Below are 11,134 nucleotides of genomic sequence, written 5' to 3'. Positions count from 1 at the left end.
GGGGAATTCGGAGCCCAGGGAGACCACAAGAGGGGGAGGGCGGGGAGGGGGGGGGGGGGGGGGGGTCTTTCGTGGGGGGGCCCGGGCTCATACGACAGCCCCCCCCCCCCCCCCCCACGGCAGACGCAGCCGTACGGGACGGGCCCGTACGCCTGTCCGCCCGGCCGGAGAGCACGGGCGGGGGAGGGGAGCGATCGAAGTGAACGAGACCAACGTCTGTGTGGTGGGCAACGTGGCGACCCGGCCGGCGTACCGCGAACTGGCGACGGGGCCGTCGGCCCGGTTCCGCCTCGCGGTCACCGCACGCTACTGGGACCGGGAGAAGAACGCCTGGACGGACGGACACACCAACTTCTTCACCGTGTGGGCCAACCGGCAGCTCGCGGTCAACGTGGCCGCGTGCGTGGAGGTGGGCCAGCCGGTCGTCGTCCAGGGCCGGTTGAAGGTGCGCACGGAGGTGCAGGGGCAGCAGCAGTGGGCGTCCGCCGACATCGACGCCGTCGCGATCGGCCACGACCTGTCACGCGGTATGGCGCTCTTCCAGCGCGCGGTCAAACCGGAGGCGCCACCGACGACGGCCCGCCCGGAGCCGAACTGGGAGACACCGCGACCGACGGAACCGCAGGACGGCCAACCGGAACAGCACGACCAGGGACAGCAGGGCCTGGACGAACAGGGCCTGGAGGAACCGGGACTTGCGCCACAGGAGCAGCAGGCGGTGGCAGTGACATGACGTCAGCGACGCGTCGCCGCCCGCGCCTTGTCGCCGAATCCGCGCCCACAAGCTGTGCGTACCGCCTGAACGCACCGTACGAACCGGTGGATTTGTCGATATGGCCAGCTCGCGGACGGTCCCGGCGATAACGATTACGGATCGGATCGGCCATCGGATCATCCGACCGACGGGTGAGGCTCCGGCTGATCCATAGGATGCCGGGCGTGCCCCTAGGGGCTGCCGATTCTGCTGGTGGGACCGTCCCCCACGTCCAACGGGTCCTGCTCGAAGGGGAATTCTGTGCTTGCTGCGCTCTCTGGGTTCTGCCGGTCCACGGGAACGGCCCGCATGGCCGCCGCCACCGCGGTGACCGGCCTCATGGCGGCCGGCGTGCTGTCCGGTGCCGGTACGGCCGTGGCCGAGGGCACACCGCAGACCCAGGGCGGCGCGACGGCCACGATCAACGGCCTGAAGACCTACGGAGAGGCCGTGATCCACGGGGACGGCGGCGACCAGCGGGTGTCCGCGGGCCTGTTCGAGATGTCCGTGGACGGCGGCGGCACCCTACAGACGTACTGCGTCGACCTCCACAACCCGACCCAGCGGGACGCCAGATACCAGGAGACACCCTGGAGCGGCACCTCGCTGGGCACCAACAAGGACGCGGGCCGCATCCACTGGATCCTCCAGAACTCCTACCCCCAGGTCAACGATCTCGCCGCACTCGCGCGGCGGGCGGGGACGAGCGGGCTGACCGAGCAGGACGCGGCGGCCGGCACCCAGGTGGCCATCTGGCGCTACTCCGACGGCGCCAAGGTCGACGCCGTGGACCCGCAGGCCGAGAAGCTCGCCGACTACCTGGAGAAGAACGCCCGCAGCGTCACCGAGCCACAGGCCTCGCTCACCCTGGACCCGCCCGCCGTCTCCGGCCGGCCGGGCGACCTGCTCGGGCCGGTGACCGTGCACACCAACGCGGGCGCGGTCACGGTGAGCCCGCAGGCGGACGCGGCCACCAGCGGAGTGCGGATCATCGACAAGACCGGCAAGGTGATCACTTCGGCGAAGGACGGCAGTCGGCTGTTCTTCGACGTCCCCGAGGACGCGGCGGACGGGACGGCCCAGCTGAACGTGCAGGCGTCGACGACCGTACCGGTGGGCCGGGCCTTCGCCTCCGAGAGCCGCAGCCAGACCCAGATCCTGGCCGGCTCCAGCGAGTCCACGGTCTCCGCGACGGCGACGGCAGGCTGGGCGGAGAAGGGCGCCATACCGGCGGTCTCGGCCCGCAAGAACTGCGCCAAGGGCGGCCTGGACATCACCGCGGCCAACAAGGGCGACGAGCCGTTCACCTTCCGCCTGATGGGCGCCGAGCACACGATCCCCGCGGGCGCGTCCCGCACGGTGACCGTGCCGCTCCAGGAGGACCAGGCGTACGACTTCACGATCACCGGCCCCCATGGCTTCAGCCACCGCTTCACCGGCGTCCTGGACTGCAAGACCCAGGGCACGATCACGACGGAGACGGCCCAGCTCCGCACCGAGCCCAGCCCGGCCACGGTGGGCGGCGACACCGCGGACACCACCAACCTGGCCGAGACCGGCGGCTCGGCCATCACACCCTTGATCGCGGGCGTGGCCATCGGCCTGGTGGTGATCGGCGGCGTGGTCCTGATCGTGCTGCGCAAGAGGGAATCGACCCACGGCGGGTGACCCGTGGGCGGCGACCGTCACCCAGCGGGGTCGACACGCCCCTCACCAGCCGATCGGTGTCGAGCCGGCGGCCACGTCGTCGAACCACAGGGTGTCGTCGCCGGAGGGGGCCCCACGCAGTTTGGGAGCGCTCCCGAAAGAGGTGGACGCGGCCCGGTCTCGGCTCGGCCGGGCCGCGTCCGATAGGTGGGGACGGGGTGAAGACAGCTAGGTGAGCGGGTCAAGCGGGTCCAGCGGGTGGAGCACGGTGAACGGGGTCAGCGGAAGTTCACGTCGCTGCACAGGAAGTAGGTCTGGTCCATGTGCGAGGCCTGCCAGATGGTGTAGACGACGTGGCGGCCGCTGTAGCCGGAGGTGCTGACGGGGATCGAGTAGTTCTGGCTGGGCGCGTACTTGCCGGTCCGGGTGACCAGTTGCAGGTCGTTCCAGGTCAGCGGCTGCTTGGTGGGGTCGAAGCCCTGCCGGGTGACGTAGACGAGGAAGTAGTCCGCGCCGTGGCTGGCCTGGTCGTACAGCTTGACGGTGAAGTTGGCGCCGATGTCCGTGGTCTTCCAGGGGCCGACGGCGTCCAGGGAGTTGTAGCGACCGCCCTCGGTCTGGCCGCCGCTGCACAGCTGTCCGTTGGGGATGACGGCCTGGAAGTTGCCGGCGGAACCGTTGCGGTAGAGGCCGTTCCAGTTCCACATGGCGTTGGGGTTGGCCTGCCATGCCTGCCAGCACATGGGGTCCTGTTCCGCCATCGCGGGGTTCTGGAAGTCGCTGCCCCAGCGCTGCCAGCAGCCGTAGTTGCGCGAGGCCGGGTCGATCACCGAACCGTGGGCGGAGGCCGTGCCGCCCCAGGTGATCAGGCTGACGAGCACCGCGACGAGGGTGCTCAGGACGAGCGCCAGACGGCGACCCGTCGGACGTGCGTGCTCACGATCCACATGCTCATGACAATGCATGGCGAGGCTCTTCCTGTGGGGGAATCGGTTCACTGTGGGGTTGTGGCGCGGCCCGCGTGGGAGCGCTCCCGCGCCTGCTCTCCAGGCTGCGTGGCGCACCACAAGGCGGCAACTGCTTGTTTCCGCCAAACCTCAAACGCGCGGCATCCGCCGGCAAAGCCCGGGACTGTGCGAACTCAGGCTCAGCACCGCCACCCTTGCCGAGGGACGTGATTCCAGCGCTCGTGAATCGTTTGCTCGGTGCTGCCGCTTTCCTCGTCTCGGCAGCGCCACCCCAGGTGCCTGGGTCGTGTGAGGGTGCCCGAGGTGACCGACGGTGGTCGGCGGTGACAGGCGAGCCACGGCGGCTCGTAGCGAAACCCCAGGTCAGGGCTCCCCGGCCCAATGGGTTACCACCCAAGGCTGGCAGTCAGGCAAGATGGGGTGTATCTGCCCACTGCCAGATTTCAAGCTGCCGGACGGTTTCTCTTGGCTGAGTTCATTTACACCATGCGCAAGACGCGCAAGGCGCACGGCGACAAGGTGATCCTCGATGATGTCACCCTGAACTTCCTGCCGGGAGCGAAGATCGGCGTTGTCGGCCCGAACGGTGCCGGTAAGTCGACCGTGCTGAAGATCATGGCGGGGATCGAGCAGCCGTCGAACGGGGACGCGTTCCTGTCGCCGGGCTACAGCGTCGGCATCCTGCTCCAGGAGCCCCCGCTGAACGAGGAGAAGACCGTCCTGGAGAACGTCCAGGAGGGTGTCGCCGAGATCAAGGGCAAGCTCGACCGGTTCAACGAGATCGCCGAGCTGCTGGCGACCGACTACTCCGACGCGCTGCTCGACGAGATGGGCAAGCTTCAGGAGGAGCTGGACCACGCCAACGCGTGGGACCTCGACGCGCAGCTGGAGCAGGCCATGGACGCGCTGGGCTGCCCGCCCGGCGACTGGCCCGTCATCAACCTCTCCGGTGGTGAGAAGCGCCGCGTCGCGCTCTGCAAGCTGCTGCTGGAGCAGCCCGACCTGCTGCTCCTTGACGAGCCCACCAACCACCTCGACGCCGAGTCGGTGAACTGGCTGGAGCAGCACCTCGCCAAGTACCCGGGCACCGTCGTGGCGATCACCCACGACCGGTACTTCCTCGACAACGTGGCCGAGTGGATCCTCGAACTCGACCGTGGTCGTGCCTACCCCTACCAGGGCAACTACTCCACCTACCTGGAGACCAAGGCCTCCCGTCTGAAGGTCGAGGGGCAGAAGGACGCCAAGCGGCAGAAGCGGCTCAAGGAAGAGCTGGAGTGGGTGCGGTCGAACGCCAAGGGGCGGCAGGCCAAGTCCAAGGCCCGTCTCGCGCGGTACGAGGAGATGGCCGCCGAGGCCGAGAAGATGCGGAAGCTGGACTTCGAGGAGATCCAGATCCCGCCGGGCCCGCGTCTGGGCAACGTCGTGGTCGAGGTCAACGACCTGCACAAGTCCTTCGGCGAGAAGATGCTGGTGGACGGGCTGTCGTTCACGCTGCCGCGGAACGGGATCGTGGGTGTCATCGGTCCGAACGGTGCCGGTAAGACCACCCTCTTCAAGATGATCCAGGGCCTGGAGACGCCGGACTCCGGTGACATCAAGGTCGGCGAGACCGTCAAGATCTCCTACGTCGACCAGACCCGCGCCAACATCGACCCGAAGAAGACGCTGTGGGAGGTCGTGTCCGACGGGCTCGACTACATCAACGTCGGTCAGGTCGAGATGCCGTCCCGCGCGTATGTGTCGGCCTTCGGGTTCAAGGGCCCGGACCAGCAGAAGCCGGCCGGCGTTCTGTCCGGCGGTGAGCGCAACCGGCTCAACCTGGCGCTGACCCTGAAGCAGGGCGGCAACCTGCTGCTCCTCGACGAGCCCACCAACGACCTCGACGTCGAGACGCTCTCCAGCCTGGAGAACGCCCTGCTGGACTTCCCCGGCTGCGCCGTCGTCGTCTCCCACGACCGGTGGTTCCTCGACCGCGTCGCCACGCACATCCTCGCCTACGAGGGTGACTCCAAGTGGTTCTGGTTCGAGGGCAACTTCGAGTCGTACGAGAAGAACAAGATCGAGCGGCTCGGCCCGGACGCCGCGCGTCCGCACCGCGCCACCTACAAGAAGCTGACCCGGGGCTGATCGGTCTTGCGCCACATCTACCGCTGCCCGCTGCGCTGGGCGGACATGGACGCGTACGGCCACGTCAACAACGTGGTGTTCCTCCGCTACCTGGAGGAAGCCCGGATCGACTTCCTGTTCCGTCCGGACAAGGACTTCAAGCAGGGGTCCGTGGTGGCGCGCCACGAGATCGACTACAAGCGGCAGCTCGTCCACCGGCACGAGCCGGTCGACATCGAGCTGTGGGTCACCGAGATCAAGGCCGCGTCCTTCACCCTCACCTACGAGGTGAAGGACGGCGATCTCGTGTACGTGCGGGCGTCGACGGTCATCGTCCCGTTCGACTTCGACGCCCAGCGTCCGCGGCGGATCACCGCGGAGGAGCGTGAGTTCCTCCAGGAGTACACGGACACCGCCGAGGACGCCGCGGACGCCGAGCCAGAAGGGGAGGCCGTCGCGGCATGACCGTGCTGCACCTGGCCGACGAGACGGAGGCGGCGGACCTCGCCGCCTTCCTCTCCCGGCTGCTCCACTTCGACCGTGGAGCCGCAGTGCGGTTGCAGGCGGCCGGCACCGCACTCGCCGTCTTCGGCCGGCCGCCGTCCTTCGAGGTCATGGCCGTCCGCGCGGTGCGGCTGGCGAAGCCGTACGAGGACGGGCTCGACGTCAGTCTCGACGTGACCGTCTCCGCCGGTGAGTTCCTGGAGTCCGTGGACGAGCGCGCGGCCACCGCCGCCGTTCCGGGCGCGGTCACCGGACCGCCGTGGGCCGGGGTGCTGCCCCCGCGCTCCGGCTGGCGGCCCGAGCCGGGACTGCCGGCGCCGGACGCGCTGCGCGCCACGGTCGCCGCCGCGGTGGCCGAGTTCCGCTCGCGCACGGAGGAGCTGGGGCCGGAGGGTCGTACCCGTGCGGAGCTGGACCGGATCGGGCGGGACATCTGGTCCCGGCAGATCGCGGGCACCGGGCTGCCGGTACGGGCCGTGCACGCGGCCCAGTCACTGGGCTTCCTGCGGCCCGGCACCGAGCCGGGCGACACCGGGCTGTTCTCCTCGGGGGCGTGGCTGCGGCTGCGTACGCCGTACGGGTCGGTGGCCGTGCGGCAGGCGGGGCTGCTCGGGGCCTTCGGGGTCAGTGTGCGCTGAGCCGGGCGGTTCGGCTCACTTTGTGTTGTCCGGCCATATGGCAGCTCACTATGTGTCCTCCGGCCATGTGTCGGCTCACCGTGTGCCGTCCGGCCATGTGTCGGCTCACTGTGTGTCGTCCGGCCATACGTCGGCCCGCTATGTGTCCTCCGGCCATACGTCGGCTCACTGTCTGTCGTCCGGCCATACGCCGATGTGGTCGGACTCCAGTTCCAGGGCCACGCGGTCGCGCATGTCCAGGGCGCGGAGGTAGTCGGCGGGCAACTGGAGGCGGCCCGCGCGGTCGAGCATGGCGTACTCGCGGGCCACGACCGTCTCATGGCCGGTCGCCGCGTCGATCTCGCTGCGGCGCAGCACCTCGGTGGAGGTACGGCCGTCTCGCATCGCCACCGTACGGCGGACCTCGCTCGCCACCGCCTGGTCGTGCGTGACGATGACGATCGTGGTGCCCAGGGTCTCGTTGGCCGTGCGGAACGCGTCGAAGATCTGCGCGGCCGTCTGGGAGTCGAGTTCGCCGGTGGGTTCGTCGGCGAGCAGGACGGCCGGGTCGTTGGCGAGGGCCACGGCGATCGCCACGCGCTGCTGCTGGCCGCCGGACATCTGCTGCGGGCGGCGGTCGCGGCAGTCGGCCACCTGAAGCAGCTCCAGGAGCTCCAGCGCGCGTTCGGTGCGGGCGCGGCGGCCCTTGCGGGTGCGGGAGAGCTGGAGGGGGAGCGCGACGTTCTGGGCCGCGGTGAGGTAGGGGAGGAGGTTGCGGGCGGTCTGCTGCCAGACGAAACCGACGACCTCGCGGCGGTAGGCGAGGCGGTCGGCGGCGGTCATGGTGAGCAGGTCGCGGCCGGCGACGCGGGCCGCGCCGGCGGTGGGGGTGTCCAGGCCGGCGAGGATGTTCATCAGCGTGGACTTGCCGCTGCCGGACGCGCCGACCAGGGCCATCAGTTCCCCCTCGCGGACCAGGAGGTCCAGGCCCTGGAGGGCTTGGACCTCGATGCCGGCGGTGGTGAAGACGCGGACGAGGCGGTCGCAGGTGATCAGGGCGTCGTGGCCGTAGGTGGGGGTGGCTTTGGCGTCCGTGACCCGTTTGGCGAGGTCGGTGAGGGTGGGGTCGGTGGTCATGGGGTCTCCTGTGGGGGCGCGCCGTGCGGGTGCTGGTGCTCGTGCTGGGCGGGGGTGGGGGCGCTCGCTCGCGCCGGCGGGGTGCCGCTGCGTTTCGCAGGTGGGGCGGCTGGGGGGTTCACCGGCTGTCCCCCGCCCGTAGTTCTGTCACCGAGCCTCGTCTCCCCGTCCACCACGCCTGGAGGGCCGCCACTCCCACCGCCACCGTCACCACCGCGAGTGCCGGAAGCAGGAGTGACCAGGTGTCCGGGTGGAGGCGGGTCTCGGTCAAGGGGTTCTGGGCCGAAGGGAGGGCGATGGTTGTCAGGTCGATGCCGGGCGAGAGCAGGCGGATCGCCGTCCAGCCGGTCAGTGTGCCGCCGAGGGCTGCCAGGAGGGCCTGGGGCAGGGATTCGAGGATCAGCAGGCGGCGGGACTCGGCGCGGGTGAGGCCCATCGTGCGGAGGCGGGCCAGCAGCGCGGACCGTTCCGGGGCCGCCCGGAGCAGCGACAGCAGCAGGGCCAGGACGGCGAAGCCGGCCCCCGTGGCGACCGCCGCCGTGTAGACGTGCTCGGCGCCGGACTGGAGGGGCGAGTCGGCGTACCGGGCGCGTTCCTCGGCCCGGACCCGGACGGCGGCCGAGCCTCCGACGGCCTTCCGCAGCGCGCCCGCGTCCATATGGTCGCCGGTCAGCAGCAGGGTCGTGGGGCGGCCCGCCGGGGTGGGGAGGCCCGCTCGGTCCACGATGAGGAAGTCGGGGCCGGGGACGGCCGGCGTCCGGTCGCGGACCAGGACGATCCGCACGGTGGCCGCGCTGCCGTCCTCCAGCCGGACCAGGAAGGGCCGCCGGGTGCCGTACGAGGAGGCGACGGAGGGGGAGGCGACGGCGGGCAGGGTGCGGGAGCGGGCCTTGGCCGCGAGGCGGCTGGTGCGGGAGCTGGCCCTGGCTGTCAGGTGGGCGCCGGGGTGGGCTTCGGCACTCAGACGGGCGGTGCGGGAGTGGGTCTTGGCTGCCAGGCGGGCAGTGCCGGACTGCTCCACGGCTGTTAGGCGGCTGGTGCTGGAGTGGATCCCGGCCGTCAGGTGGCTGGTGCGGTGCTGCTCCTCGGTCGTCAGGCGGCTGGTGCGGGACCGGTCCTCGGTCGTCAGGCGGCCGGTTCCGGAGCGCTCCTCGGCCGTCAGGCGGGCAGTGCCGGACTGCTCCTCGGCTGTCAGAAGCCTGCTGCCGGAGTGGATCCCAGCCGTCAGATGGCCGCTGGCTGTCAGGCGCTCGGCGCCGGGCCGCTCCCCGGTCGTCAGGCGCTCGGTGCCGGACCCTGCCCCAGCCCTCAGCCCGCCCCTGTCGGACTGGCCCCCGGCCGTCAGGCGGGCGGTCGGGAAGGGGCCCAGGCCGGTGTGGGTGGTCAGGTCGGCGTAGTCGTGCGGGTCGACGCCGACCAGGGGTACCGCGTTCTCGCCGTCCTCCGGCTTGGCCTGGTACGCGATGCTGACGGGTGTCACCGCGCGGACCCCGGGGACCGAGCGGGCCCGGGCGGGGGCGTCGGCCGGCAGCGGGGTGGCCGCGTCCGCGCGGGCGTCCGCGCCGACCGTGAGCAGGGCCGCCCGGTCCCGGGCCTCGGCCACGCCCGCCAGCACCGAGCCGCCGAACGCCGCCGTGGTCAGCGCGGTCAGCAGGGCGAGGAGCGGGAGCACCGCGGAGGCCTGGGTGCGGCCCGCGCGGGCCAGGGAGAGGTGGCCGACCGCGCCGCGGAGCCGCCCGGCGGGACCGGACAGGCGGCGCAGCAGCAGCGGGTAGAGGCGGAGCAGCAGCAGCGCGGCGATGACACCGACCAGGACGGGGGCCACCGCCGTCAGCTGGTCGCCCGTCGTGCCGCGCCGGCGCAGGGTGGCCACCGCACCGGCGGCCAGCACCAGCAGGGTCAGCTCGGCGACCGTGCGGCGCCGGGAGGGCCGTACCGAGGCGATGTCCTCGCGCGGGGCCGTCAGCCGGACCGCGCGGTGGGCGAGGGCGGCGCGCAGGGGGAGGGCGGCGCAGGCGGTGAGGGTGACGGCCAGGGTGCAGAGGACGGCCGGGGTGACCCGGCCGGCGGGGACCAGGAGCAGGGACCCGGCCAGGCCGAGCGCGCCCGCCGGTACGGCGATCACGGCGGTCTCGGCGAGCAGCCGCCCGGCGAGGCCGGACAGGGAGGCGCCACGGGCGCGCAACAGGGCGAGTTCGGCGCGGCGCCGGTCGGCGGCCAGGCCACCGGTCATGAACAGGACGACGGCGACGACCGTCGCGGTGCCCGCGGCGGCCACGGAGACGAGCGGGGCGATGCCGGAGCGCAGCCGGGAGAAGGAGGTGAGGGCATCGTCCAGGTCGGTGTTGATGTCGGTGCCGTCGTCGGTGACGGCGCGGGCGCGTCGCAGGCCGGGACCGGACTCCAGGGCGGCGACGGCCGGCCGCAGCCGGTCGAGGTCGTGGGCGTGCAGGCCGCGCAGGTCGGGCGCGAGGTGCCAGTAGCGGGCCGGGTTGGTACTGGTGCCCAGCAGGGCGGGGGCCGCCTCCGGGGCGAGCAGCAGCGCGCCGAGCCAGTACTTGTCCGGGTCCGGGCCGGGGGTGGGCAGGGTCACCAGGTTCGGGGTGCGCAGCAGCGGGACGGTGGACCAGTAGGCGCCGTCGGGGTCGCGCGGGACGAGGATGCCGGTGACCCGGACGGCGAGCGGCTCCCGGCCGGGCGCCGGCATGTGGACGACCGAACCCACCTTGATGTGCAGGGCCTTGGCGGTGGCGGCGGTCACGGCGGCCTCCACCTCGGGGGTCGAGGCGTCGACCGGGTGCGCGGCGCGCGGCAGCCGGCCGGTGCGCACGCGCGCGTGCTCGGCGAGGCCGCTCTGGGCGGCCAGCGAGACATGAGCGGGCAGCCCGGTCGGCCGGGGCAGCCACGGGTCGGGCACCGCCGGGCTGACGGTGCCGGCGACGCCGTACGCGGACTGGGCGCGGTTCACGCTCAGCGGGCCGCCGACCGCGCCGAGCACCTTCTCGTACTGCCGTTTCAGGACGTCGGGGCGGAGCGCCGCGGCGCGCCGCCCGGGTGGCAGGCCGAGGTCGGGCTGGGGCGCCGACACCCGTACGGTGGTGTGCTCCGGGCGGGCCTGCCGGAGCGTCCGTTGCAGTCCCGCGTCCTCGTACCGGTCCACCGCCCGTGGGAAGGCACCGGCCAGACAGGCGGCCAGCCCGACGAGCAAGGCGAGCGCGACGGCGGCCCCGGGCGCGGCCCGCAACCGCGTCCGCACCCACGGAGCGACCACGCGCGGCAGCCGACGGCCCATGTCACTCACCCCCCTGCGCACGCGACAGCCGCGCCGGTTTCGTTCGGAGTACGGCCGACGCCACGAGTGAGGCCCGCGGCCGGGCTCGCGCCCAGGGAGGAAGCAC

Annotated in this window: 8 protein-coding genes; 5 read left to right on the top strand and 3 right to left on the bottom strand. The window is 72.0% G+C overall.

The window, feature by feature from the left end; genetic code table 11:
* Nucleotides 1–199 precede the first annotated feature (199 nt).
* Nucleotides 200–733 (top strand): single-stranded DNA-binding protein, encoded by a 534-nt coding sequence (locus tag ACZ4WH_RS14005; protein WP_468179991.1) that lies wholly within the window; start codon nt 200–202, stop codon nt 731–733.
* Nucleotides 734–1,063: 330 nt separating this feature from the next.
* Complete coding sequence (locus tag ACZ4WH_RS14000) at nt 1,064–2,422, top strand: Cys-Gln thioester bond-forming surface protein (RefSeq protein ID WP_468179989.1); 1,359 nt, start codon at nt 1,064–1,066, stop codon at nt 2,420–2,422.
* A 257-nt stretch (nt 2,423–2,679) separates the two neighbouring features.
* Here the strand turns inward: ACZ4WH_RS14000 and ACZ4WH_RS13995 are convergent, their stop codons facing one another.
* Nucleotides 2,680–3,366, bottom strand: coding sequence for a lytic polysaccharide monooxygenase auxiliary activity family 9 protein (locus ACZ4WH_RS13995; protein WP_468179987.1), 687 nt, complete (start codon nt 3,364–3,366; stop codon nt 2,680–2,682).
* 468 nt (nt 3,367–3,834) lie between these two features.
* On the opposite strand from ACZ4WH_RS13995, the gene ettA reads away from it, so the two are divergent.
* Genes ettA through ACZ4WH_RS13980 form a run of 3 tightly spaced genes read left to right on the top strand, consistent with a single transcriptional unit; the run spans nt 3,835 to nt 6,620 of the window.
* Nucleotides 3,835–5,499, top strand: coding sequence for an energy-dependent translational throttle protein EttA (gene ettA, locus ACZ4WH_RS13990; RefSeq protein ID WP_468179985.1), 1,665 nt, complete (start codon nt 3,835–3,837; stop codon nt 5,497–5,499).
* A gap of 6 nt (nt 5,500–5,505) precedes the next feature.
* Nucleotides 5,506–5,943, top strand: a complete 438-nt coding sequence (locus ACZ4WH_RS13985; protein ID WP_468179982.1) for an acyl-CoA thioesterase — start codon at nt 5,506–5,508, stop codon at nt 5,941–5,943.
* A complete protein-coding gene (locus ACZ4WH_RS13980; protein ID WP_468179980.1) occupies nt 5,940–6,620 on the top strand; it encodes a DUF8185 domain-containing protein in 681 nt (226 codons plus the stop codon). Before ACZ4WH_RS13985 ends, ACZ4WH_RS13980 begins: the two co-directional genes overlap by 4 nt.
* A gap of 165 nt (nt 6,621–6,785) precedes the next feature.
* Here ACZ4WH_RS13980 and ACZ4WH_RS13975 read toward each other — a convergent pair whose 3' ends face one another.
* Together ACZ4WH_RS13975 and ACZ4WH_RS13970 are read right to left on the bottom strand one after the other, a co-directional pair.
* Complete coding sequence (locus ACZ4WH_RS13975; RefSeq protein ID WP_468179978.1) at nt 6,786–7,736, bottom strand: ABC transporter ATP-binding protein; 951 nt, start codon at nt 7,734–7,736, stop codon at nt 6,786–6,788.
* Nucleotides 7,737–7,854: 118 nt separating this feature from the next.
* A complete protein-coding gene (locus ACZ4WH_RS13970) occupies nt 7,855–11,028 on the bottom strand; it encodes an FtsX-like permease family protein (RefSeq protein ID WP_468179976.1) in 3,174 nt (1,057 codons plus the stop codon).
* Nucleotides 11,029–11,134: the final 106 nt, after the last annotated feature.

It is taken from the genome of Streptomyces sp. NPDC029138, assembly GCF_055564375.1.
This window is presented reverse-complemented; position numbering and strand designations above follow the sequence as displayed.

Coding starts and splice junctions, on each gene's coding strand:
- ACZ4WH_RS14000 (WP_468179989.1), top strand. CDS start 1,064: ATGGCCGCCGCCACCGCGGTGACCGGCCTCATGGCGGCCGGCGTGCTG.
- ACZ4WH_RS13995 (WP_468179987.1), bottom strand. CDS start 3,366: ATGCATTGTCATGAGCATGTGGATCGTGAGCACGCACGTCCGACGGGT.
- ACZ4WH_RS13980 (WP_468179980.1), top strand. CDS start 5,940: ATGACCGTGCTGCACCTGGCCGACGAGACGGAGGCGGCGGACCTCGCC.
- ACZ4WH_RS13975 (WP_468179978.1), bottom strand. CDS start 7,736: ATGACCACCGACCCCACCCTCACCGACCTCGCCAAACGGGTCACGGAC.
- ACZ4WH_RS13970 (WP_468179976.1), bottom strand. CDS start 11,028: ATGGGCCGTCGGCTGCCGCGCGTGGTCGCTCCGTGGGTGCGGACGCGG.